The 24,085-nt window shown below is 67.5% G+C and carries 20 protein-coding genes and 2 tRNA genes; 14 read left to right on the top strand and 8 right to left on the bottom strand.

The genetic code is table 11. The features are described 5' to 3' along the window. Positions 1-5 precede the first annotated feature (5 nt). Positions 6-419 carry a thioredoxin gene (gene trxA / locus MRBLAR12_RS09115; protein ID WP_229992465.1) on the top strand — a complete coding sequence of 138 codons (414 nt, stop codon included), beginning with the start codon at positions 6-8 and terminating at the stop codon, positions 417-419. Between the two features lie 113 nt (positions 420-532). On the opposite strand, the gene MRBLAR12_RS09120 is transcribed toward trxA, so the two are convergent. Then, complete coding sequence (locus tag MRBLAR12_RS09120) at positions 533-811, bottom strand: putative quinol monooxygenase (protein ID WP_364745399.1); 279 nt, start codon at positions 809-811, stop codon at positions 533-535. A 111-nt stretch (positions 812-922) separates the two neighbouring features. Here MRBLAR12_RS09120 and MRBLAR12_RS09125 point away from each other — a divergent pair, with 111 nt between their 5' ends. Next, entirely contained in the window at positions 923-2,599 is a 1,677-nt protein-coding gene (locus tag MRBLAR12_RS09125) for an AMP-binding protein (RefSeq protein ID WP_364745401.1), read from the top strand. Between the two features lie 20 nt (positions 2,600-2,619). Here the strand turns inward: MRBLAR12_RS09125 and MRBLAR12_RS09130 are convergent, their stop codons facing one another. Next, entirely contained in the window at positions 2,620-3,600 is a 981-nt protein-coding gene (locus MRBLAR12_RS09130) for a DNA-3-methyladenine glycosylase family protein (RefSeq protein ID WP_364745403.1), read from the bottom strand. Positions 3,601-3,763: 163 nt separating this feature from the next. On the opposite strand from MRBLAR12_RS09130, the gene MRBLAR12_RS09135 reads away from it, so the two are divergent. After that, the gene (locus tag MRBLAR12_RS09135) at positions 3,764-4,186 is read left to right on the top strand and encodes a VOC family protein (RefSeq protein WP_364745405.1); all 423 of its coding nucleotides are present in this window, start codon (positions 3,764-3,766) and stop codon (positions 4,184-4,186) included. A 39-nt stretch (positions 4,187-4,225) separates the two neighbouring features. Here MRBLAR12_RS09135 and MRBLAR12_RS09140 read toward each other — a convergent pair whose 3' ends face one another. Then, a complete protein-coding gene (locus tag MRBLAR12_RS09140; RefSeq protein ID WP_229992470.1) occupies positions 4,226-5,419 on the bottom strand; it encodes an SLC13 family permease in 1,194 nt (397 codons plus the stop codon). 69 nt (positions 5,420-5,488) lie between these two features. Between MRBLAR12_RS09140 and MRBLAR12_RS09145 the strand changes: the two genes are divergently transcribed. The 6 genes from MRBLAR12_RS09145 to MRBLAR12_RS09170 all read left to right on the top strand — a co-directional run bounded on the left by MRBLAR12_RS09145 (position 5,489) and on the right by MRBLAR12_RS09170 (position 12,371). Next, on the top strand, positions 5,489-6,874 hold the full coding sequence (locus MRBLAR12_RS09145; RefSeq protein WP_364745407.1) for a cystathionine beta-synthase: 1,386 nt from the start codon (positions 5,489-5,491) through the stop codon (positions 6,872-6,874). Positions 6,875-6,891: 17 nt separating this feature from the next. Next, the gene (locus MRBLAR12_RS09150) at positions 6,892-8,100 is read left to right on the top strand and encodes a cystathionine gamma-synthase (RefSeq protein WP_364745410.1); all 1,209 of its coding nucleotides are present in this window, start codon (positions 6,892-6,894) and stop codon (positions 8,098-8,100) included. Between the two features lie 94 nt (positions 8,101-8,194). After that, entirely contained in the window at positions 8,195-8,716 is a 522-nt protein-coding gene (locus MRBLAR12_RS09155; RefSeq protein WP_364745413.1) for a winged helix-turn-helix transcriptional regulator, read from the top strand. After that, positions 8,713-10,080: an MFS transporter gene (locus tag MRBLAR12_RS09160; RefSeq protein WP_364745416.1), complete on the top strand. Its 1,368-nt coding sequence runs from the start codon at positions 8,713-8,715 to the stop codon at positions 10,078-10,080. Before MRBLAR12_RS09155 ends, MRBLAR12_RS09160 begins: the two co-directional genes overlap by 4 nt. Before the next feature lie 103 nt (positions 10,081-10,183). Next, positions 10,184-11,536, top strand: a complete 1,353-nt coding sequence (locus tag MRBLAR12_RS09165; RefSeq protein WP_364745419.1) for a glycosyltransferase 87 family protein — start codon at positions 10,184-10,186, stop codon at positions 11,534-11,536. A 73-nt stretch (positions 11,537-11,609) separates the two neighbouring features. Next, on the top strand, positions 11,610-12,371 hold the full coding sequence (locus MRBLAR12_RS09170) for an SDR family oxidoreductase (protein ID WP_229992476.1): 762 nt from the start codon (positions 11,610-11,612) through the stop codon (positions 12,369-12,371). 69 nt (positions 12,372-12,440) lie between these two features. Here the strand turns inward: MRBLAR12_RS09170 and MRBLAR12_RS09175 are convergent, their stop codons facing one another. The 5 genes from MRBLAR12_RS09175 to MRBLAR12_RS09195 form a co-directional block, all read right to left on the bottom strand. Continuing rightward, entirely contained in the window at positions 12,441-12,917 is a 477-nt protein-coding gene (locus tag MRBLAR12_RS09175) for an Hpt domain-containing protein (protein WP_364745422.1), read from the bottom strand. 268 nt (positions 12,918-13,185) lie between these two features. Then, entirely contained in the window at positions 13,186-14,385 is a 1,200-nt protein-coding gene (locus MRBLAR12_RS09180; protein ID WP_229992478.1) for an acyl-CoA dehydrogenase family protein, read from the bottom strand. Positions 14,386-14,394: 9 nt separating this feature from the next. Next, positions 14,395-15,936, bottom strand: coding sequence for an APC family permease (locus tag MRBLAR12_RS09185; RefSeq protein ID WP_229992479.1), 1,542 nt, complete (start codon positions 15,934-15,936; stop codon positions 14,395-14,397). Further along, positions 15,933-17,153 carry a glutathionylspermidine synthase family protein gene (locus MRBLAR12_RS09190; RefSeq protein WP_229992480.1) on the bottom strand — a complete coding sequence of 407 codons (1,221 nt, stop codon included), beginning with the start codon at positions 17,151-17,153 and terminating at the stop codon, positions 15,933-15,935. Before MRBLAR12_RS09190 ends, MRBLAR12_RS09185 begins: the two co-directional genes overlap by 4 nt. Positions 17,154-17,155: 2 nt before the next feature. Then, the gene (locus tag MRBLAR12_RS09195) at positions 17,156-17,767 is read right to left on the bottom strand and encodes a Tat pathway signal protein (protein WP_229992481.1); all 612 of its coding nucleotides are present in this window, start codon (positions 17,765-17,767) and stop codon (positions 17,156-17,158) included. A gap of 190 nt (positions 17,768-17,957) precedes the next feature. Between MRBLAR12_RS09195 and MRBLAR12_RS09200 the strand changes: the two genes are divergently transcribed. From MRBLAR12_RS09200 to MRBLAR12_RS09220, 5 genes are all read left to right on the top strand, one after another. Beyond that, the gene (locus MRBLAR12_RS09200; protein WP_229992482.1) at positions 17,958-18,611 is read left to right on the top strand and encodes an MOSC domain-containing protein; all 654 of its coding nucleotides are present in this window, start codon (positions 17,958-17,960) and stop codon (positions 18,609-18,611) included. 389 nt (positions 18,612-19,000) lie between these two features. Further along, the gene (locus MRBLAR12_RS09205) at positions 19,001-21,118 is read left to right on the top strand and encodes a DEAD/DEAH box helicase (protein WP_364745427.1); all 2,118 of its coding nucleotides are present in this window, start codon (positions 19,001-19,003) and stop codon (positions 21,116-21,118) included. A gap of 233 nt (positions 21,119-21,351) precedes the next feature. Next, positions 21,352-21,423: transfer RNA gene (locus tag MRBLAR12_RS09210), tRNA-Thr, on the top strand. 62 nt (positions 21,424-21,485) lie between these two features. After that, positions 21,486-21,559: transfer RNA gene (locus tag MRBLAR12_RS09215), tRNA-Met, on the top strand. A 1,048-nt stretch (positions 21,560-22,607) separates the two neighbouring features. Further along, positions 22,608-23,963, top strand: coding sequence for a lipocalin-like domain-containing protein (locus MRBLAR12_RS09220; protein WP_229992484.1), 1,356 nt, complete (start codon positions 22,608-22,610; stop codon positions 23,961-23,963). Positions 23,964-24,085 lie beyond the last annotated feature (122 nt).

The following is a 24,085-nucleotide window of genomic DNA, read 5'->3' on the forward strand; positions in this document are numbered from 1 at the left end:
GACTCATGGCTACCGTAGACATCACAGGTGAACAGTTCGCATCGACAGTCGAGGATAACGACATTGTCCTCGTCGATTTCTGGGCCGAATGGTGCGGCCCGTGCAAGCAGTTTGGCCCCACATACTCAGCGATCTCCGAGAAGCACCCGGACGTCGTCTTCTCCAAGGTCGACACTGAAGCCGAGCAGCAGCTCGCTGCCGAGGCCGGCATCACGTCGATCCCCACGCTGATGGCCTTCCGCGAAAAGGTCCTGGTGTTCTCGCAGCCTGGCGCCCTGAACGCGCAGCAGCTCGAGCAGGTGGTCGACGCCGTCAAGGCCCTGGACATGGAAGAAGTCCACGCCCACGTGGCCCGTTCGCAGGCAGAGGCCGCCGCCGCGGCGGCCAACCAGGACGGGACCCAGATTCCGGAGTCCTGACCCCCGGCTTAATTCCTCGGCTAAAAGCAATGCGGGGCCACTCCGCGCCCATGGATCCTTCAAGGATGGGCGCGGAGTGACCCTGCATTTTGGCGTTGTTGAGGGGCGGGTGCCTAGAGCATTTCCAGCTTGACCGGCTCGGCCAGCAGCGCGCTGAGGGACTCGTTCAGGTCCTGGACGGCCGTGCCCTTGGAGTGCTTGTCCAGGTCCGCCTGGCTGGCCCACCGTTCGGTCAGCACGAGCTTGTCCTCGCTGGCCTCGGTGAGCTCGTACCGGATACAGCCGGGCTCGTTGACCACCTCGTCAATCGCGATTTCCAAGGCGAGCTTCACGCGGAAGAATTCGCCGTCGTTGGGAATGAAAATGGCCTGAAGATCAACGGGTGCACTCATGGCAATTACCCTACCGGGCCGCCGCGCCGGCACTGGAAGATGACCCAAGATTTCATAGGACTTCCAAGCTTTGCTCTTCTTTTGCCTCCGGTCAGTTGGTAGCGTCTCATCATGCTTGCTTACACAGCCGGGGACACTGACGTTCCGCTGCTCGAGGACACCATTGGCGCGAATTTCGAACGGATTGCGGCGCGGTTCCCGTACCACGACGCCCTGATCGAGGCGGCCGCGGTGCCCGGCGAAGAGGCCCGGCGGTGGAGCTATTCCAAGTTGAACGACGACGTCGACCGCCTGGCTCGTGCGCTCCTCGCCCTGGGCGTCGGGAAGGGCGAGCGGATCGGCATCTGGAGCCCCAACTGCGCCGAATGGACCATCCTGCAGTACGCCACCGCGAAGATCGGGGCGATCCTGGTCAACGTCAACCCCGCCTACCGCAGCCACGAGCTCGAGTTCGTGGTCAAGCAGAACAGCATGCGGATGCTGGTCTCCGCGCCGTCGGACCGGAACAGCGGCTACACCGGGATGGCGCGGCAGGCGCTGGCGGCGTGCCCGGACTTGCGCGAGCTGGTCTTCCTTCCGGATGCCGGCCTGGCCGGGCTGACTGCGGGCGAACCCGAAAACGACGCGGAGCGCACGTACGCCGAGTTGCTCAAGCGGGCTGACGACGTCGGGCATTCCGCCCTGAAGGCGCGCATGGCGGAACTGGACCCGCACGATCCCATCAACCTGCAGTACACCTCGGGCACCACCGGTTTCCCGAAGGGCGCCACGCTGACGCACCACAACATCCTCAACAACGGCTACTCGATCGGCGAGCAGCTGGGCTACACAGAACACGACCGCGTAGTGATCCCGGTGCCCTTCTATCACTGCTTCGGCATGGTGATCGGCAACCTGGCGGCCCTCAGCCACGGCGCCGCCACCATCATCCCCGGCCGGGCGTTCACGCCGGCCTCGGCGCTGGAGGCCGTGCAGGACTTCGGCGGAACCTCGCTGTACGGGGTGCCGACTATGTTCATCGCCGAGCTCGCCCTGCCGGAGTTCGCCTCCTACGACCTCGCGACACTGCGCACGGGCGTGATGGCCGGATCGCTGTGCCCGATCGAGGTGATGAACCGGGTCATTACCGAAATGAACATGACAGACGTCGCCATTTGCTACGGCATGACGGAGACCTCGCCAGTGTCCACAATGACGCGGAGCGTGGACACCATGGCCCAGCGGACCGAGACCGTGGGCCGGACCATGCCGAACCTGGAGAGCCGGATTGTGGACCCGGTGACGGGAGAAGTGCTGGAGCGCGGCGGGATCGGTGAACTCTGTACGCGCGGCTACGCCGTGATGCGGGGGTACTGGAACCAGCCGGACAAGACGGCCGAGGCGATCGACGCCGACGGCTGGATGCATACCGGGGACCTCGCCCGGATGGACGCGGACGGCTACATCGTGATTGAAGGCCGGATCAAGGACATGGTGATCCGTGGCGGTGAGAACATCTATCCGCGCGAAATCGAGGAATTCCTCTACACCCACCCGGACATCCAGGACGTGCAGGTGATCGGCGTCCCGGACGCCAAGTACGGCGAGGAACTGATGGCCTGCGTCATCCTGAAGCCCGGGGCCGCTCCGATGGACGCCGCCAGCCTGGCCGAGTTCTGCCGCGGCAAGCTCGCGCACTACAAGATTCCGCGCTACGTGGACGTCCGCGAGAGCTTCCCGATGACAGTCTCCGGCAAGATCCGCAAGCTGGACATGCGCCAGGAGGCCGCGGCCCGGCTGGGCCTCTGACAGCAACGCGGGGTGGGGGGTCAGTGGCCGCGGTGGTCCTGGATGGTCATGCGCGGGCCGAAGGTCGGTTTCCGGAAGCCGCTCAGTCCGATCATCCGGACCACACGCTGCCGGTGCCCTGCCCAAGGGGCCAACAGCCTGAGCATGCCGGCATCGTCGGTGCGTCGGCCGGTCAGGGCGGCGCCCACGTAGGCCGCGAGGTGGTAATCGCCCACCGCGATTGAATCCGGGCAGCCGTGCGTGCGCTGCACCACCTCCGCCGCCGTCCACACCCCGATTCCGGGAAGGGTCTGCAGCTTGGCCCCTGCCTCGGCAGCGGGCAGCGCGGCGAGCCGTTCAAGCGCGACGGCGGAACGCAGCGCCCGCATGATGGTTGCCGAACGCTGCGGGCCCACGCCGGCCTTGTGCCATTCCCAGGACGGAATGTGCAGCCACTGCGCGGCCGTCGGCTGGACCAGCAGATTGGCGGGAGCCACCGTGCCGGCACCCGGTGCCGCCGTCCCGAAGCGGTACATCAGGTAGCGGTAGCCGCGGCGGGCCTCGATGACCGTGACCTTCTGCTCCAGGATGGTCGGCACCAGTGAGTCGATCATCCGGCCGGTTGCAGGCAGCCGGATCGCGAGGTTCCGGCGTCGGGCTTCAACCACCATGCGCGGGAGCGTGGCGTGGAACGCGGGCTCGTCGAAGCCGGACCAGTCGTCCTCGCTCCCGAGCATGCGCGGAACGGAGGCGACGGCGTCCACCGCTCCGGGGCCCCAGGCCTGCGCGTCCACTGCCGGGTCCGCCCGCGGCCCGGCGGTTGCCAGGCGCAGCGTGGCCGGACCGTGCGGGGTGGTGAACGCGAGCCAGACCCCGTCCGGGGCGGTGCGGATGGACGGGTCGCCGTGGCCGCGCAGGAGCGTGCCGATGGTTTGCATCAAGTCGAACGGGCCGCCCGGGCGCCACCGCAGTGAGGCGTCCGCCGCGGCGGCAATGCCTGCGGGGACGTCTGCAACGGTCATTCGAACATGTTCCCATGTCCCCCTGACAGCGGCCGTATCTGCCTGTGCGGAGCATGGGCCGTAGGGCCCTAAACCTCCAGCGCTGGCGGGACTAAGATCCGGCTGGGGCGTGGAGCGTCCACGCCTGCCTCGTGGCCCGAATCCTTGTTCTTGGGAGAGTGTGATGGCTGGTGGAGTTGTACATTTTGAAATCCCCGCAGACGACGAGGGCCGCGCACGGGAGTTCTACAGTTCGGCGTTTGGCTGGGAGGTCAGCTCCATGCCGGAGATGAGTTACTCCATGATCAAGACGACGCCGACGGATGCAACGGGCATGCCCTCCGTTGCGGGCTCCATCAACGGCGGCATGTTCCACCGTGAGGGAGACCTCACGTCCCCGGTGGTCACCGTGGACGTTGATGACATTGACGCGGCGCTGGAGAAGATCAACTCCTTGGGCGGCAGCACTGTCTCCCCACGGCAGGAAGTCGGCACTATGGGCTGGGCCGCCTACTTCCGGGACACCGAAGGCAATGTGGTCGGTCTGTGGCAGAGCGCCCCGCGTGAGGGCGGCGCCGGCGCAGCGGCGGATGACATCGGCGCCTGACGCCGCCGACGGGCGCGCTGGCACTGAAGTACATCCAATTCAGTGCATCCCCGTCGTGAGCCACAGTGCCACGACCGCCAACGGGACCGTGAGGACGACGGCCGCCACACCGGCCACGGCGAAGCCTCCCCAGCGGATCTCCACGTTGAGGGCACGGAGCCGCTCGTGCCACAGCAGCGTGGCCAGGGAAGCCCACGGGGTCACCAGCGGGCCCAGGTTCACACCGATCAGCAGGGCCGCCAGCCGGGCCGGGGAGCCGCCCACCGGTTCCAGGGCCAAATAGGCGGGCAGGTTGTTCACGGCGTTGGCTGCCCCCGCACCCAGGCCGGCGAGCTGCAGGAGCGCCGGCAGGCTCTCGCCCGTGCCGGCGATCCCAGACAGGAACCGGGTGAGCCCGTTGGCGTGCAGGGCCTCCACCACCATGAAAAGTCCGGACGTGAGCATGAGCGGGCGCCAAGGAACCATGGACCAGCGCAGGGCGGAGCGCCGCCGCCAGAGGAACAGCAGGAGCAGGGCCGCGGCTGCCGCGAGCGCCGGGATCTGCACCGGAACCCCGGAGACCAGCGCCGGAAGCAGGACCACCATGACCCCGGATGCCGCGTACAGCAGCACCCGGTCCCGCACCCTATGGACCGGCTGCGGTCCGTACTTGCCGCGCAGATCCTTCCGGAACGGAAGCCACAGCAGCACCAGCGGCACGAGGATGCCCACCAGGGCCGGGGCCCACACCAGCGAAGCGAACGCGGCGGGGCTGAGCTTGAGCCGGTCCTGCGCCAGCAGGTTGGTCAGGTTGGAGACCGGCAGCAGCAGCGAGGCCGTGTTCGCCAGCCACACTGTGGTCAGCGCGAACGGCAGCGGCGGAATGCGGGCGTGGATTGCCAGCAGCACGACGACGGGAGTCACCAGCACCGCCGTCGTATCCAGCGACAAGAACACCGTGGAAACGGTGGCGAGTGCGATGACGAGGAACCACAGCAACAGGACCCGGCCGCGGCCCAGGGCGGCCAGCCGCTCCGTGACCACGCGGAAGAGCCCGGCCTCATCCACCAGCTCCGTGACCAGGGACATCGCCACCACGAACGCCAGCACGGGCACGGTCCTTGCCGCCAGCTCCTGAAAAGCGGGGACCGGCAACAGCCCGGTGGCCAGCGCCGCGCACCCCGCCAGCAGCATGCCCGCGGGCAGCGCGTAGCTCCTGAGCTTCTTCAGCCGGGCGATCCTCTTCACCGCCATATCCTCGCACCTGCTGGAGGCGTCGCCGCGCCGAGGTGCATCCTCGCCGGAGACGGTAGCTTTGTACCTATGAAGTACGCCCAGTCCGTTCTGGACCTCATCGGCCATACGCCGCTCGTCAAACTCAACCACGTGACCGATGGCATCGCAGCCACCATCCTGGTAAAGCTCGAATACCTGAACCCCGGCGGTTCGATCAAGGACCGCATCGCGGCGAAGATGATCGCGGAGGCCGAACGAACGGGCAAGCTCCTGCCCGGCGGCACCATTGTGGAACCCACCTCGGGCAACACCGGCGTTGGCCTGGCGCTGGTGGCGCAGCAGAAGGGCTACCGCTGCATCTTCGTGGTGCCGGACAAGGTCGGCGAGGACAAGCGGGCCGTGCTCCAGGCCTACGGCGCCGAAGTGGTGGTCACGCCCACCGCCGTCCCGCCGGAAAGCCCGCAAAGCTACTACGGCGTCTCGGACCGGCTCGTCACCGAAATCCCGGGAGCCTACAAGCCGGACCAGTTCTCCAACCCGGCCGCACCGGCCAGCCACTATGAGACCACCGGCCCTGAGATCTGGCATGACACCGACGGCCGCATCACGCACTGCGTGATCGGCGCCGGCACCGGGGGCACGATCACGGGCACCGGCCGGTACCTCAAGGAAGTTTCCGCCGGGCGGCCCGGGGCCGAGGGCGGCGTCGTGAAGATCATCGGCGCGGATCCCGCAGGCTCGGTGTACTCCGGCGGCACGGGCCGCCCGTACTTCGTCGAAGGCGTCGGGGAGGACATGTGGCCGGCCAACTATGACAAGTCCGTCCCGGACGACGTCATTGCCGTCAGCGACGCCGATTCCTTCGCGATGACGCGCCGGCTGGCGCGCGAGGAAGGGCTGCTGGTGGGCGGGTCCTCGGGCATGGCCGTCGTGGCCGCGATGGAGGTCGCCAAGGACCTCCCGGCGGAAGCCGTCGTCGTGGTCATCCTGCCGGACTCCGGCCGCGGCTACCTGGCGAAGATCTTCAACGACCAGTGGATGCGCTCCTACGGCTTCCTGGCCAGCGGGGACGAGGCCTCGGTGGGCGAGATCCTCAAAGCCAAAACCGGTGAACTCCCGGACCTCGTCCACATCCACCCGAACGAGTCCGTCCGCGATGTCATCAACATCATGAACGAGTACGGCGTCTCGCACATCCCCGTCCTGTCCCAGGAACCGCCCGTCGTCATGGGCGAGGTCCTTGGTGCCGTGGACGAGCGCACCCTGACGGCCAAGCTCTTCCGCGGCGAGGCAAAACTCTCGGACAAAATCTCCGAACACATGGAGGCCCGCCTCCCCGTGATCGGCTCGCTCGAATCGATTTCGACCGCCCGCGAACTCCTCTCCGACGCTGACACCCTCATGGTGACGTTTGTCGGCGCTCCGGTGGGGATCCTGACCCGCCACGACCTCCTCGCGTACCTCAGCAACTGACCAGTTCAAGGAGTCCCATGTCTGTGCCTGAAAGCTCTTCCTCGAAAATCCCGGGCTTCAACACCCGTGCCATCCACGCCGGACAGGCGTTTGAGCCCCGCACCGGGGCGGTGGTGCCCCCCGTGCACTTCTCGTCGACCTATGCCCAGGACGGCATCGGCGGGCTGCGGGACGGCTACGAATACGGCCGGGGCACCAACCCCACCCGTGACTCGCTGCAGGAGCAGCTGGCCGCGCTGGAAGGCGGGAGCGCCGCGTTCTCCTTTAGCTCGGGCCTGGCCGCCGAGGACTCGATGATCCGCGCCCTCACCCGCCCCGGTGACCACATTGTGCTCGGCAACGACGCCTACGGCGGAACCTACCGGCTCATCAGCCGGGTCCTGGGGGAGTGGGGCATCGGCAACACCCCGGTGGACATGTCCGACCTCGACGCCGTCGCGTCCGCCGTAGCAGCCGGAGGCGCGGCCGACGGCGGCGGCAAGACCCGCCTGGTGTGGGTGGAGACGCCGTCGAACCCGATGATGAAGATCACCGACATTGAGGCGCTCGCCAAGGTGGCGCACGACGCCGGCGCGCTCCTCGTGGTGGACAACACCTTTGCCTCGCCGTACCTGCAGACCCCGCTCGCCCTCGGCGCCGACATCGTGGTGCACTCCACCACCAAGTACATCGGCGGCCACTCGGACGTCGTCGGCGGCGCGATCGTGGTCAACGACCCCGAGCTGGCCGAGAAGATCGGCTTCGTCCAGTTCGCCGTCGGTGCCGTGTCCGGGCCGATGGACGCCTTCCTCACCACGCGCGGCCTGAAAACCCTCGGCGTGCGCATGGACCGGCACAGCGACAACGCCCAGGCCGTGGCCGAATGGCTGCTGGAGCGCCCCGAGGTCGAAGCCGTGCTGTACCCGGGCCTGCCCTCCCACCCGGGTCACGAGCTGGCCAAGAAGCAGATGAAGAAATTCGGCGGCATGATCTCCGTGCAGTTCAAGGGCGGCGAGGCCGCGGCACGCAAGGTGGCCGAATCGACCTCCGTCTTCACCCTGGCCGAGTCCCTGGGCGGGATCGAATCGCTGATGAACTACCCCTCGGAAATGACGCACGCCTCGGTCAAGGGCACCGAACTGGCGGTTCCGGTCAACCTGATCCGGCTCTCCTGCGGCATTGAGGACGTCGAGGACCTGATCGCCGACCTTGACGCCGCGCTGTCCTCCCTGGACGCCGGCAGCTAACTGCACCCCTAGCTGACCGCCGCGCAGGCGTCAGTCCGGTGCGCCGAACGCGGCCACCCTAGCTTTCTCTAAGAGAGTCAGCTAGGGTGGCCGCATGGCACTCCGATCCGACTGGTCCCAGCGGACCTGCAGCATGGCCCGCGGCCTCGACATCCTCGGCGACCCCTGGAGCATGCTGGTCCTGCGCGAGGTGTTCTTCGGCAACGGCCGCTTCGAAGCCATGAAGGCCCGGCTCGGGGCGGCCGATTCCGTCCTCACCAAGCGGCTCGCCGGGCTCGTGGAGGCCGGGCTCCTCACCCGGCGGCCCTATGACGACGGCGGCCGCACCCGCAAGGAATACGTCCTGACCGCCAAGGGCGAGGACGCCCTCCCGGTGCTCAACGCCGTCGTGATCTGGGCCGAAAAGCACCTCCCGGCGCCTTCCGGGCAGGCGCACATGTTCGTCATCCACACCGGCTGCGGGGAGAGGACCTCCTCGGCGGACACGTGTACGGCCTGCGGGGAACCGCTGACGGCCACCAACACGAGCTGGCACAGCCTCTCCCGTACCGCGGACCCCGTGCCCCTGGCCACGTCCGGCACCGCGACCCCTGACCAGAACGGAACCGCCGCATGAGCGCCCCTGAAACCATGACCCCCGCGCCGGTCCGGCGCCGCATCCACCCGGCGTGGACTGTTGCCGCCGTGGCTTTCCTCGCGCTGGTCGGCGCCGCCGGGTTCCGGGCAGCGCCGGGGGTGCTGATGGTGCCGCTGCAGAACGAGTTCGGCTGGTCCACCACCGTGCTCTCGGCCGCGGTCAGCATCAACCTCGTGCTCTTCGGGCTCACGGCGCCGTTCGCGGCAGCCCTGATGGAACGCTTCGGCATCCGCGCCGTCACGGCCGTGGCCCTGGTGCTAATCGGCGCCGGCAGCGCCCTGACGGTCTTCGTGACCCAGTCCTGGCAGATCCTGCTGACCTGGGGGCTGCTGATCGGGCTCGGCACCGGGTCCATGGCGCTTGTCTTCGCCGCCACCATCGCCAACACCTGGTTCGCCAAGAGCCGCGGCCTGGTCATCGGCATCCTCACCGCCGGCAGTGCCGCCGGACAACTCGTGTTCCTGCCCTTCATCGCGCTCCTGGCCCAGGACCCGGGCTGGCGGCAGGCCTCGCTCCTCATCGGTGCCGGCGCGCTGGCCGTGGTGCCGCTCGTGCTGAAGTTCCTGAAGAACTCACCGGCCGAGGTCGGCGTGCTGCCCTACGGGGCGACGCCGCTGGCCGCCGGCGCCGTCACAGGGCCAGAATCGACCGACTCGACCGGGCCGGCCGGGCAGGCAGCGCCCGGGCCGGCGGCAGCGGCGGAGCCCCGCCGGAACGCCGCGGTCCGGGCCCTGCAGGTCCTCAAACGGGCCAGCAAGGTGCGTACCTTCTGGGCCCTCGTGGCCGGCTTCGCGATCTGCGGCGCGACCACCAACGGGCTGATCGGCACCCACTTCATCCCCTCCGCCCATGACCACGGCATGCCCGAAACCACCGCGGCGGGCCTGCTCGCCGTCGTCGGCCTCTTCGACATCATCGGCACCATCGCCTCCGGCTGGCTCACGGACCGCTTCAACCCGCGGATCCTGCTCGCCGTGTACTACCAGTTCCGCGGGATCGGGCTGCTGGTCCTGCCGCTGCTGCTCAGCGCCACCGTCCAGCCCAGCATGATCGTGTTCGTGGTCATCTACGGCCTGGACTGGGTCGCCACGGTGCCGCCGACGGCCGCCATTTGCCGCCAGGTGTTCGGCGCCGACGGGAGCGTCGTGTTCGGCTGGGTGTTCGCGGCCCACCAGCTCGGCGCGGCCGCCGCGGCCCTGGCGGCCGGGGCGGTCCGCGACGCCACCGGCCAGTACACCTACGCCTGGTTCGCCGCCGCCGCCATGTGCACCATCGCCGCCGTCATCAGCGCCACCATCCGCAAGGACGCCCGGAAGCTGGAGTCCGTCCCGGTGCCGGCGTAGCTGGGTCTGTAGACTGGCCCGACAGCGAGGGCGCGTTTGCGCCGCCCTGGACGGAACCGCCCAAACGGCCAGCGTCTACACCAGCAGCCCGATGGGGGAATTCATGTCAGTGCCCGATTCAGACCGCAGCCCGGCGCGGCGCTCACCCGCCCGGCAGCTGCTCCGGCTCTCTGTCATCCTGGCCATCGCCGCGGTGGGCTACTTCATCTGGATCTCGCTCGGTGCCTGGGCCAAGCAGGGTCTGGACTTCAGCGTGTACTGGTACGGCGGCAAAATCCTCAACGACGCCGGCGAGGCGCCTTCAGACCTGTATGCGGGCAACGTGGACTGGGCCGGTGGACCGACGCTCATGTTTACCTACCCGCCGTTCGCCGCCATCCTCTTCAGCCTTTTGGCCCGGCTGCCGCAGGCGGCAGCGCTGACCCTGTTCAACGCCGCCGGCGCCGGGGTGGCGATCCTGACCGCGGTCCGCGCGGTCCGGTACTGGAACGCGAAAGCCTCCTGGCGAGCCACCTTCCGGATTCCGGGCAACGGCTGGGCCGCCGCCGTCCTGGTCCTGGCGGTGCTGAACCTGGGTCCCTGGCGCGAGACCCTGGTGTTCGGCCAAATCAACGCGCTGCTGATGGGCCTGATCGCGGTGGACCTGCTGGCCCGCAACCATCGCTGGACCCGCGGCTTCCCCGGCAGCGGCTTCCTGGTGGGCGTCGCCGCCGGCATCAAGCTGACGCCGCTGGTCTTCGGGCTGTACTACCTGGTCCGCAGGGACTGGCGCGGACTGGGCAATATGGCCGCCGGCTTCACCGCCACCGTGCTGGCCGGCTGGCTGCTGCGTCCCGCCGAATCCCTGCAGTTCTGGCTCCAGATGCTGCCGGACACGTCCCGGATGGGGGGAGCGGGCTATGTGGACAACCTGTCCCTCAAAGGTGCCCTGCTGCACTTCGGTGTCCCGGAGGCGCACGTCACGGTGCCGTGGCTGGTGCTGAGCCTGATGGTTGTGGCCGTCGGCGCCGCAGTGATCAAGGCCGCCAGCGATCAGGGCTCCCGCGTCGTGGCCGTGTCGGCGACGGCCCTCACCATGCTGCTGATCAGCCCGGTCTCGTGGTCCCACCACTGGGTGTGGGTCGCGGCCGTCTTTCCGGCGTTCGCCTGGACCCTGCGGGAAACTCCCCGACGCTACGCCGGAATGCGCTGGACCATGGGCGGCGTGCTGGGCATCTCGATCATCGTGTTCCTGTTCTCGCCCAAGACCATTGGCACAGCCCTGGGCGCGGAAAACCTCGATGTCCAGACGCCCGGCCTGTGGATCATGGCCTCCAGTGCCGGCGTCTTCTGCGCCGTGGCCATGCTGGTGTGCTGGCTTGTAGCCCTGCGGCGGGATTCGGTGGCACCGGGGCTCGATTTTGATGCCGTGCCCGCCGCCGGACGGGACCTCCGGGCCTCCGCGGTCTCCTCGTAGCTGCCGCCCGGGGACCTTCGGAAGGCGGGATCTAGCAGGTGCTGCACCTCCGGCCGCCGCTAGGCTGTTCGGCATGAGCTCTTCGTCACCCCGTAAGACTGCCCTCGTCACCGGCGCCGGCCGGCTCGCCGGAATCGGCGCCGGCATCGCGCGCCGCCTCGCCGCGGATGGCTGGGACCTCGTACTGACGTACTGGCAGGACTACGACGCCCGGATGCCGTGGGGAGTCCAGCCGGACGACGTCGAACGCCTCACCGCTGAGCTGCAGGCGATCGGCGCCGCCGTCGTGGCTCTGCCCGCGGATTTCCAGGACCCGGACGCCGTGGACCGGCTGATGGCCGCCGCTGCGACCGAGGCCGGAACCCTGCAGGCACTGGTGCTCAGCCATGCCGAATCCGTGGACTCCGGCATCCTGGACACGTCCCTGGCGAGCTTCGACCGGCACTTCGCGGTCAACACCCGGGCCAGCTGGCAGCTGATTGCCGCCTTCGCCCGGCAGGCCGGTCCCGACGGCGGGGCCATCGTGGCGCTGACCAGTGACCACACCGCGTTCAACCTGCCCTACGGGGCATCAAAGGGCGCCCTGGACCGGATCGTGATCGCAGCGGCCCGGGAACTTGGCCCGCTCGGGATCAGCTCCAACGTACTCAACCCGGGACCGGTGGACACCGGCTGGATGGACGAGCCGCTCCGTGACGACCTGGCCCGGCGGCAGCCCGGCGGCCGGCTGGGCACCCCGGCAGACGTGGCCGGCACCGTCGCGTTCCTGCTCTCGCCCGAGGGTCGCTGGATGTCCGGGCAGCTGGTCAAGGCCGACGGCGGCTTCTCCGCCTGAGCCTGGACCCGGCAGCCTGGCGCGTCAGCGGACGCTGATGCGGGCATCCGACGGTCGCCCCGGATCCGGTCAGTCGGCGGTCAGCAGGGCGAGGGCTGTTGCCAGTTCGGTGGCGGCGCTTCGGAGGAGGCAGGCCGTCTCGCGTGCACGGGCGTTGCGCCCGGACTGGAGGTCGGCATCAATGAGCTCGGCTATGAGTTGGAGCCGGCAGGCACCGGCCATGGATGCGGACCAGGACAGACTATGGGCGGCGAGGCGCGCCTCCTCCCAGTCCCCGACGGTCAAGGCTCGGTGGACCTTTTCGACCCGGTGGGGAAGCATGAGCTGGGATGTACTGACGAAGTCGTGGAACCTCCAGGATTGGGGTGTTCCTGCGCTCTCTTGAAGTCGGTTGCTGTCCAGAACGCGTGCCGTGGCGATGCGGGCACGGTACTTGCGGGGTCCCTGGTCAGCGCTGGAAAAATCCTGGTCGTTCACGTCCGCCGCGGCGTGACGTGCCGGAAAGACGCCGAGCGTCCACGCGCCTGACTTGGCCCTGAGACCCATGATGTCCCCCTCACCCGGTATCCTGTGCCGACCCGTCGGATCGGTTGCGATGGCACCACTCTACGAATGCGCCCCAGGGAGAACACGAGTGCTGGCTACGCGGAAACTCAGCAGTCACCACTTGTATCACTGGCCTCATACGTATCGCACGACAGGGATCGTCTTCGCGGGATCCAGGCGGCCGCACGGTCCAGTTCTTCGTCGCCGGATGGCCCAGCCGGCGTGGGCCCCCGGTCAAGGAACCCTGCGGGCGCGGGCCCCCTCGGGCTCAGCGGAAGGCGGGCAGACCCGTGATGTGCTGGCCCAGGATCAGGGTGTGGACCTCGTCGGTGCCCTCGTAGGTGCGGACGGATTCCAGGTTGGCGGCGTGCCGCAGCGGGGAATGGTCCAGCGTGATGCCGTTGCCGCCCAGGATGGTGCGCGCCTCCCGGGCAATAGCGATCGCTTCCCGCACGTTGTTCAGCTTGCCGAGCGAGATTTGCTCCGGACGCAGCGTGCCGGCGTCCTTGAGCCGGCCCAGGTGCAGGGCCAGCAGGGTGCCCTTCTGGATTTCCAGGAGCATGTTCACGAGCTTCTCCTGCGTCAGCTGGTATCCGGCCAGCGGCTTGCCGAACTGCAGCCGCTCCTGGGCATAGGCCAGGGCGGCCTCGTAGGAATCCCGGGCGGCGCCCATCGCACCCCACGCGATCCCGTACCGGGCCTCGTTCAGGCAGGAGAAGGGGCCCCGCAGCCCCCGCGCCGCCGGCAGCAGCGCCTCCGGGCCCAGCCGGACGGCGTCGAACGTGATGTCGCACTGGATGGAGGCGCGCATCGAAAGCTTCTGCCCGATCGGCGTCGCGGTGACGCCCGCGGTGCCGGCCGGGACGAGGAATCCGCGCACGCCGTCGTCGGTCATGGCCCACACCACCAGCACATCCGCCACGGACGCGAGCCCGATCCAGCGTTTGGCGCCGTCCAAGATCCAGCCGGCGTCGCTGCCGGTCCCGTCGGGGCGGGCAAAGGTGGTCATGGATGCCGGATCCGATCCGGCTGTGGGCTCGGTTAGGGCAAACGCGCCGATCAGCTCGCCGGCGGCCATCCGGGGGAGCCACTCCTGCTTTTGGTCCTCGGAGCCCCACTTGTGGATGGCTGTCATGGCGAGGGAGCCCTGCACTGAGACGAACGTGCGGACGCCGGAATCGCCGGCCTCGAGTTCCATGGCCGCGAGGCCATATTCGACGGCGGAGCGGCCGGGGCAGCCGTAGCCCTCCAGGTGCATGCCAAGCACGCCGAGCTCGCCAAGTTCCGGGGCGAGTTCCAGGGGGAACACGGCGTCCTCGTACCAGCCGGCGATATCGGGACGGATCCGCTGGTTCGTGAAATCGCGGACGCGCTCGCGCACGGTGCGCTCCTCCGCGCTCAGCAGGGAATCGATCGCCAGGACATCGGAAACGTCGGAATCGTGGGGAATGCCAGCTTCGTTGCTCATGCCAGCATCCTACGGCCGCACCGTACTCTCGGGCTGAGTCCGTGCCGCGGCGGGCTGGTGCCGCAGGAAATAGCCCCGCGTGGACGGCGCGAAACGGCAGACGGCGGCCAGCGCCACGCCCAGTACCAGGAGCAGCACGCCGCTGACGAAGGCCCCGCCGACGCCGAAGATCTGCGTATCACCGTAGTCCGGATCCCACATCTGCACCGCCGAGACGAAGAATGCCGCAGTCAGCATGAAAGCGCCGAGCAGGGGCATGACGCCACGGAACCAGAAGTTCCGGGCCGAGCCGCGCAGGGTCGCGCGGAAGTACCAGACGCAGGCAAAGCCGGTCAGGGCGTAATAGAAAGCGATGAACAAGCTGATTGAACTGATCGAGTCGGCGAGCAGGTTCTCGCTCACCAGGCTCATCAGGACGTAGTAGGCAACGGCCGCGGCGCCCATGACCTGGGTGGAATATCCCGGCGTCTGATTGCGCGGGTGGACCTCGCCGAACCTGGGAGGCAAGGCGCCGTGCACGCCCATGGACAATGTACCGCGGGCGGTAGGGAGGATGGTGGTCTGGGTCGAGGACAGCACCGATGCCAGGACGGCGACGACGATCAGCCAGCCCCAGGGGCCCAGCACCACGTCCTTCATGGCGAGGAAGACGTCGTTCTGGTTGGCCTCGTTGGCCAGCCCGATCCCGTCCGTGCCCACTGTGGCGTACATCATCACCAGGAGGGCCACGGAGACGTAGATTACGACGAGGACAAGCGCCGAAATGACGGCGCCGCGGCCGGGGGTGGTGCCGGGGTTCTCGGTCTCCTCGTTCACCGCGAGGCAGGTGTCCCAGCCCCAGTAGATGAACAGTGCCAGCAGGGCACCATGCACCACCGCGCCGGGATCGGCGAAGGCGCCGGCGGGGTTGAACCACTCAAAATCGAACGCCTGACCGGTTGCGGCCCCGCCGGGAACTCCGCCCGTGATCCTGAAAATAATCGCCACGGCGAAGATGCCCAGCGAGAGGTACTGCACGTAGGTCAGGACCCGCTGGACATGTTCCCCGAGGCGTATGCCGCGGTAGTTCACCAGGGTCATGAACACGATGAACAGCACGCCGGTGGCGGTGACCACCAGGCTGTTCCCGGCCAGGGAACCGTCGCCGATCAGCAGCCACAGGTACTGCCCGGCGACCTGTGCGAGGTTGGCCAGGACCACGACGCCCGCCAGGGCAACGCCCCACCCGCCCAGCCAGCCGGCCCATGGACCGAAGGCCCGGCGGGCCCAGATGAAGGTGGTCCCGCAGTCCGGCATGGCGCTGTTGAGCTCACGGAAGGCGAAGGCGATGAAGAGCACGGGCACGAAGCCCAGCAGCAGGATTAATGGAGTGTAATTGCCGTTGACCGCCACGATCAGGCCCAGGGTCGCCGCGAGCGAATAGACCGGCGCGGTGGAGGCCAACCCCAGCATCACGGAGTCTCCGAGGTCCAGGATCCCGGCCCGCAGTCCCTTGGCGGGAACTGCCGCGGGGGCCCCGGGGCCGCCGGCCGTCGTCGTCTCGGTGCTCATAGGGCGATACCTGCCTTGCTGGAGTGGGCCTGGTTCGAGGTCGGAACCGGCGGGGCCGGCGCGTCAATTGTGTTGGGAACGAAGCGGCAGAAGTAGTCCGTGATGGGCCCGTCCGATTCGCGGATGCCACAGCCGACTGATTCGCCGTCGACCACCCAGAGCCCGAGCACCGGGCGGTTGCCGTCGAAATCGGGAAGGGCGTGGAACTGCTGGTAACACCAGCCTTCCCGGCCATAGTCGCCGGGCTGTTCCAGGTCGATGCCGGCGGCGTGGATCTTGATGTTGTCCCCTTCGCGGCCGTGCAGCGGCTTGGCCACCCACTCCTTGAGCGGTCCCGGGCCGTCGAGATAGGCCGGTAGCAGGTTGGGGTGGTCCGGGTACAGGTGCCATAGCGCCGCGAGCAGGGCCTTGTTGGACAGGAGCATCTTCCAGGCGGGCTCCACCCAGCGCGGATTGTGGGCGCGCTGGAGCAGCCGGTGCCCGAACGGCTCCGTCATCATCAGTTCCCAGGGGTAGAGCTTGAACATGGTGCTGATCATGAAGTTGTCCAGGTCCACGAAGCGGTTGAGGTTCGGGTCCCAGCCGATGTCGGACATGTTGATCCCGATCGTGGTCCAGCCGGCCTGGCCCGCGACGTCCCGCATATAGGCTGCCGTCATCCAGTCCTCGCCGGATTGTTCCTCCTCGGAATGGGCGATGTGGAGCGTGCTCATGCCGGTGCGGTACTGCACTCTCTTCCACTGCCTGATGAGGGCTTCATGGATGCCGTTCCACTGGTCCTTTTCGGGAAAGACGTCCTGCAGCCAAAACCACTGGGCGACGGCTGCCTCGATGAGCCCGGTGGGGGTGTCGGCGTTGTATTCGAGCATCTTGGCCGGCCCACCCCGGCCGTCGTAGACGAAGTCGAAGCGGCCGTAGACGTCCACATCGCCGGCCTGCAGCGATTCGGCCGCGAGCTCCAGTGCCTGCGGCCCGATCCCGATCCCGCCCATGGCGCCGGTGGCCAGGAACTTTGCGGCCTCGAGGCACATGCGGTGCATGTCCTCCGCCGTCTGTTCGAGAGTCTCCACTTCGTCCATGGTGAATTCGTAGTAGGCGCCCTCGTGCCAGTACTCGACGTTCGTGCCGTCGGGCAGGGCGGTGGTGGAGAAGACGAGGCCTTGTGATTCGATGTGCTCTTTCCAGTCCGGCCTCGGCACGGATCCCAGTCGTATCATCCCTAGCCTCCCGTGCTTCCGCCCTTGGCGCTGCCGCCAAAGCCGCCCCTGCTGACCGTGCCGCCCGTGCGGCTGTATCCCGTGGACGCCTTGGCCCCGGTGGGAACAGTCCTGCTGTAGCTGGGGTAGCCTGACCGGTTCTGGCCCACCCCGGGCACGCTGGCGCCGCGGGAGTAGAAGTACCAGGCATAGACGCCGGAGCTGCGGCCGTCTGTGCTGCTGTTATTGCACTGGGCGTCCTCGACGCGCTCGCCGGTGCCGTCGTTGAAACACACCTGGGCGTAGTCGGCCTCGTCCTCGTTGCTGGCCACCATGGCGGTGATAGTGCCGGCCAGGAGCGCCGTGACGCCCAGCCCGACGACGACGGTGCGGCGCTGCGAGCGTTTCCTCCGCGCGGCCGCGCTCGCCAGTTCGCGCTCGCGTTCCCGGGCGAAGGGGTCAAAGACGGCGCCGGGGGCAGCGGTGTCTGCCGGAAGCCCCGGCGGCGCGGGCTGGCCGGACTGGTTCTGCAGCTCGGGCCGCAGCTCGGGCTGTGGAACCTGCCACGGAGGCTGCTTCCGGTCCTGCCGTTGCTTATCCGGGTGCTTATCCGGGTGCTCGTCGTTGCGGCCCAAATGCGTCCCCTCACGTATGGCCGCGGGACGTGTTTGTCCCGCGGAAGGCTTGCGTGCGTTTCCCGACGCCAGCCTAACCGGCCTCCGGATCCCGGACGATGGATGGGCTCCACGTGTCTGCGGTGCCGGCCGGGCCAGCGTGCCCGAGCCGAGTCCGGTGCCCGGCCGTGCGCAGGCCTACACTGGTGCCATGGAAACCGCATCTGTGCTTGCTGTCTGCAGGGTTCACCAGCTGCTCGATGATCCCGGCAGCGTCGGGGTCACCGCGATCGACAAGCGCCCCGTGGACGGTCCGGTGCGGGTCCACAAGCTCGGCCTGCGCGGTGATGTCCAGGCCAGCAGGATCCATCACGGCGGCGAGGACCAGGCACTCTACGCGTATTCGCAGGACGACGCCGACTACTGGGCCGGCGAGCTCGGGCGGGACCTGCCGCCGGGCACCTTCGGCGAAAACCTGCGGATCACGGGCCTCAACGCCTCCAACGCCGTGATCGGCGAACGCTGGAAGATCGGACTGGACGTCGAGGTGGAGGTCACCTCCCCGCGCATCCCCTGCGCCACCTTCCAGCGCCGGATGGGCGAGCCGCACTGGGTCAAGCGGTTCACCGAGGCGGGCCGGGTGGGCACCTACCTCCGGGTGGTCCGGACCGGCAACATCGAAGCCGGGAACCACATCCACCGGCTCTTTGTCCCCGCGCACGGGGTGACGATCGCCAAGTGGTTCACCGATCCCACCCTGGAGGACATGGAGGCCCTGCGCGACGCCGACGCCGACGGCCAGATCCGCCTGCAGCCCGAGTACCACCAGGGCTTCGAGCAGCTGCAGCGCCGCCTCGGGGTCTAGGACTGGTGCGCCGGTGTGCGCAAGCTCACCGTCCGCCGTCGGCCTCTCAATTTCCACTGTTCTGATCCATGCCCTACACTTGAAATATCCCCCACTCCGGAAATCCCTTATTCCTGCCCAATTCTTGAGGCAGGACTGGCAAGTGTTGGGGCCCGCAAATGTGATGCGGGCATTTTCATAGGGAGAGCCGGCAAAAGAAAACGCTGTACAGACTGCTGGGATAGCAGCCAAGAGATGCAGCGGGAAGTCCTGCCACGGGATTGCGAAAGCGCCGGACTTCTATGTGACCCGCCGGTCAACGTACGCCCGGCAATTCGTGTCACGCGTACTGCGGCTCCGCTCACCTCGGGTTGTGCCGCTTGGCCCCTATGGATGAGGAAATTTCACCTATGCCCGAAAATCAGAACAACTCCGTCGACACCGAAACCGTTCAGAGCGACGTCGAGACTTCTGAAACGGCTGCACCCGCAGCCGGCTCCGCCCCGGAATTCACCGAGGCTCCTGCGAACTTTGTAGCACCGGCCGCCGAGGCTGCCCCGCAGGCTGACACCAAGACCGAGGCCACTTCCGCCCCGGCCAAGGATGAGGACGCCGAGGAAGAAGGCGTCAAGTTCGTAGACCTCGGCATCGACGGCCGTGTCCTCGCTGCCCTGCAGGACGTCGGCTACGAGAAGCCGTCCCCGATCCAGGCAGCAACCATCCCGCTGCTGCTCGAAGGCCGCGACGTCGTGGGCCTGGCCCAGACCGGTACCGGTAAGACTGCAGCTTTCGCAGTACCGGCACTGTCCCGTCTGGCCGAGCTCCACGACCTCAACGGCCCCTCCCGCAAGACCCAGGCCCTGGTGCTGGCTCCCACCCGCGAGCTCGCCCTCCAGGTTGCCGAGGCCTTCACCTCCTACGCCAAGCACATCGACGACTTCACCGTCCTCCCGGTGTACGGCGGCTCCGCCTACGGCCCCCAGCTCGCCGGCCTGCGCCGCGGCGCCCAGGTTGTCGTCGGTACCCCCGGCCGTGTCATCGACCACATCTCCAAGGGTTCCCTCGATCTGTCCGAACTCCAGTACCTCGTGCTGGATGAGGCCGACGAGATGCTCCGCATGGGCTTCGCCGAAGACGTGGAGCAGATCTTCCAGCAGACCCCCGCGGGCCGCCAGGTTGCGCTGTTCTCCGCCACGATGCCGAGCCAGATCCGCCGGCTCTCCAAGCAGTACCTGAACAACCCGGCCGAGGTGCAGGTCAAGTCCAAGACCACCACGGGCGCCAACACCCGCCAGCGCTACCTGCAGGTCATGGGCCCGCACAAGCTCGACGCGCTGACCCGCATCCTCGAGGTCGAAGAGTTCGAGGGCGTCATCGCCTTCGTGCGGACCAAGATGGCCACCGAGGACCTCGCCGACAAGCTGCGCTCCCGCGGATTCCAGGCTGCCGCCATCAACGGCGACATCCCGCAGCAGCAGCGTGAGCGCACGGTCGAGGCCCTGCGCGACGGCAAGATCGACATCCTTGTCGCCACCGACGTCGCCGCCCGCGGCCTGGACGTCGAGCGCGTCAGCCACGTGGTCAACTACGACATCCCGCACGACACCGAGTCCTACGTCCACCGCATCGGCCGCACCGGCCGCGCAGGCCGTTCCGGCGACGCGATCCTGTTCATGACGCCGCGCGAGAAGTACCTGCTGCGTTCCATCGAGAAGGCAACCCGCCAGCCGGTGGAGCAGATGCACCTGCCCACGGCCGAGACCGTCAACACGCTGCGCCTGGGCAAGTTCGCCGAGCGCATCACGGAGACCCTCGAGTCCGAGGACGTAGCCGCGTTCCGCGACCTCATCTCCTCCTACGAGGAAGAGCACAACGTGCCGGCCTCGGAGATCGCCGCCGCACTGGCCGTCATGGCCCAGGGCGGACAGCCGCTCCTGGTCAAGGAACTGCCGGCAGCGCCCGAGTTCCAGAAGCGCGAGCGCTCCAAGGACGGCTTCGGCTCACGCGGCCCGACCCGCACCCTGACCGAGGGCAACGCCACCTACCGGATCGCCGTCGGACGCCGCCAGCGCGTCATGCCGGGTTCCATCGTTGGCGCCATTGCCAATGAAGGCGGCATCTCCTCGGCCCAGATCGGCGGCATCGACATCCGCTCGGATCACTCCCTCGTGGAGCTCCCGGCGGACCTCAGCGCCGATCAGCTGAAGGCCCTGTCCCGCACCCGGATCGGCGGCGAGCTGATCCACCTCGAGCTCGACAACGGCCGCAAGCCCTCCGGGGACCGCGGCGCCTACCAGGGCAACCGTGGCGGCGACCGCGGCGGGGACCGTGGTGGCTACTCCGGTGGCAGCGGCAACTTCAAGGGCAACGGCGGCTTCAAGCGCGAATTCCGCAAGGGCGACGGCGAGCGGTCCTCCGCTGACCGTGGCGGCCGCTCCTTCAGCGAGCGCTCCGAGCAGCGCACCTTCGGTGCCGACACCCGCAAGCCTCGCACCGAAGGCGGCTTCAAGCCCCGCAACAAGTGGTAACCACTAGCACTATCTGAGAACGGGCCGGCTCCCTGAGCCGGCCCGTTCTTGCTTTAAGCATTCCGCCCCGTGTTCGCTTCGTCACAGCCGCGGCGGCCGACCGGTCCGGGGTGCCGTTTTAGGCTCTCAGGACCGTGCTGGGAGCCCGGATTTCCGTCGGTTTCGGCCCGTCCGACGCCGTCCGGCCGCCGATTTGTTGGTGGGCGAATCTTCCGGTAGAGTATTTACTCGTTGCCCCCCTAGCTCAGTGGTAGAGCGCGTTCTTGGTAAGAACGAGGTCACCGGATCGATTCCGGTGGGGGGCTCTGGATGAGGGCCTGTGTCAAGGCGGTTTTTGACCGGCTTAGCGCAGGTTTTCCTCATTTATGGCGGTGTAGCTCAGTTGGTTAGAGCGCACGACTCATAATCGTGAGGTCGGGAGATCGAGCCTCCCCACCGCTACAGGCAAGACCCCCGGAATCCTTGAGATTCCGGGGGTCTTTCTGTCTTCCGGAGTCTCTGCCGGATATGGGGATTTCTCTCCCTTTCTCCAGAAAGCCACCATCTTCTCTCACCGATGGATACAAAATGGATACGCCGGACGGGTGCAAGGGCGGGTCAACAATTATATGGAGCGGCGCTGGGGTCCACCGAGGTCAGTGGACGGGGCTGGCGTCCCTTGAGCGTCGGGCTTGTCTGTTGGAAGGCTGAGTTGGCATGTCACGGGCCGACTGGCGGCGTAATACAACTTTGGGCGGGCGATCTGCGCTGCGGTTTCCCTCGCATCGGTCATGACGGGACGTCCGTCGTTCAGGACGACCCCGGAGGCGCGGTCATTGTCGGCCAGATCCCGCAAAATGTCTCCGGCATCCGGCATCCGGCATCCGGCATCCGGCATCCGGCATCCGGCATCCGGCATCCGGCACCCAAAGCACGCACCGGGCCGATGAGCTCCCGGGTCGGAGACGCCTGATCTGTGCTGAGCTGGTCCACTCGAAATTTGCGGGTCTTGCCCTGCAATATCATCCGGCGTAATGCTGGATGAGGGGGATCCGAGCATGCTTCGAGCTGACGGTTTCCCGGGAGGTTGCCATGTGGAAGCGTGGCGTGGCCGAGGTCGACGTGAATCGCGAAGCGCCGGCCCGCGCGCCGCCGCAGGTGTTACTGGATTGATGGTGGTCGGGGCGAACCTTGACGTGACGGTTGCGAACGTGGCCGTACCGGTCCCGGCCGCACCAGGCAGGATTGAGTCTTGGATTCCTAAGTGTTCATCCCGACGTTGACCACAATCGCAGGCCGGTACGGGATGGTGAACGGCGGCCGTTCAGTAGCCGCACCAAGTTTCGCGGGAAATGCTCGAACCGGATGGCCGGAGCCGCATTCTCTCGTTTGGAGCGCTTGATGCGCGGCGTTCGGATCGGCCAACCAGCGCCGCGGACCCGCGACGGATCCGCGATTAGTCGACCGCGGACTACGAAGGCCCGTGGGGGTTTCCCCAGGAGGTTTAGCCATGTATGAGAGTAAAGAGCAGAACCATCGCCCGGTGATCGAGGGCGGAAGTGCGGACGTCGCCCGCGCGTCAGGAACAGGAATCGACCGTCGCAGGGTCTTGGGATCGGGTCTGGCTATGGCCGCCACGGCGGGTCTGTTGGCGGGTGTCGCTCCTCGGGCAAGCGCGGCAGCCCCCGGGGAGCCTGGCCCGTTCCAGGAAGTCTCCGGCCATGCCCTGTACCTCCTGCCGCAGGACCACAAATGGCACACGGGCGGAATCTTCGACACCGGCCAGGTCCAGGAGTGGCACTACTGGACCGGCTTCTTCACCGATGACGACACCGGGGAAGAGTTCGGCATTTTCTACAACATCACGAACAACCCGAGTGCTCCCGGGGGGCCCTCGCTGTGGCAGCAAGGCGTCAGCTTCTCGTTCGGGGACTTCGCCAAGCAGGAGTTGGTCTGGTCACACCAGCCGACTGCTGTTGGCTCATTGCAGGCGACACGGCCGCCGGACTCGACCTCGCCGGACGACTTCCAGTACAACGCCAAGGGCGAGAACGTGGAATTCACCACGGTGTACCGTGCCGAGCCGGACACGTGGCGCTTCCAGTTCACGGGTGTTGCCGCAAACAACGGGAACTCACCCCTCGCCATGGACATGGAGAACACGGCCCAGTCACCATACGGCTACATGCCGGTAGGGCTTGCCGGCTTTGAGAATCAGAACATCCCCTGGAACGGGCAGAACCTGGATCCGGCCAACCTGTACTCACTGTCCTACTACTACACCGGTCCGATTTCGAGCAGCAAGGGCACCGTCACCATCGGCGGTAAGACCCGCCATCTCACAGGCACGATCTGGTTTGAGCACCAGTGGGGGAACTACAACTCCGGGAAGGAGCCGTGGACGACTGCGTATACCTGGGGGGCGCTGACGTTCAACGATGGCACCGTTTTCACCTGGCGCCAGTGGTACGGCGCGCCCAACGGATCGGCTCCCCTCCAGCCGATTCTGGAGATCGGCCGCAACTCGTTTGGGACGCCCAACGGCACACCGGAGGGCAGCCTTACCTTCCACGTGGGGAACAACGCGGAGTGGAAAGCGTTGAAGACCTGGAAATCACCGGTGAGCGGGCGCAACATCGCCACTCAGGTACAACTGACCAGCACCTTCGGGACCTGGTACCTCACGAACGTCTTCGACAACTACGAGATGCCCTGGGGCTATCCGCCCTACGGGAGCAATCCATATAGCTTTGTCGAAGCCGCGATGTGGGTCCGTACCGGCTCGGTCGACGGGCCGATTGTCGGCCACGCCTTCGCGGAGCAGGGCAACCAGCTCACCCTGTACGAGGGTGCAGTTCCCGGGTAGCGACTGCGGCCGCCTCGCTCGTCGCGGCGTTAGCATCAACGAAGTTGTCGAAAGCCCGCCCGCCGGGCGGAACCGTCATCGCTGCAAGAAGGGGCCTGTCACGTGCGCGTCCCGATGGGGTC

The organism is Arthrobacter sp. LAR12-1-1.1 (assembly GCF_040676555.1).
Classification (GTDB): domain Bacteria; phylum Actinomycetota; class Actinomycetes; order Actinomycetales; family Micrococcaceae; genus Arthrobacter.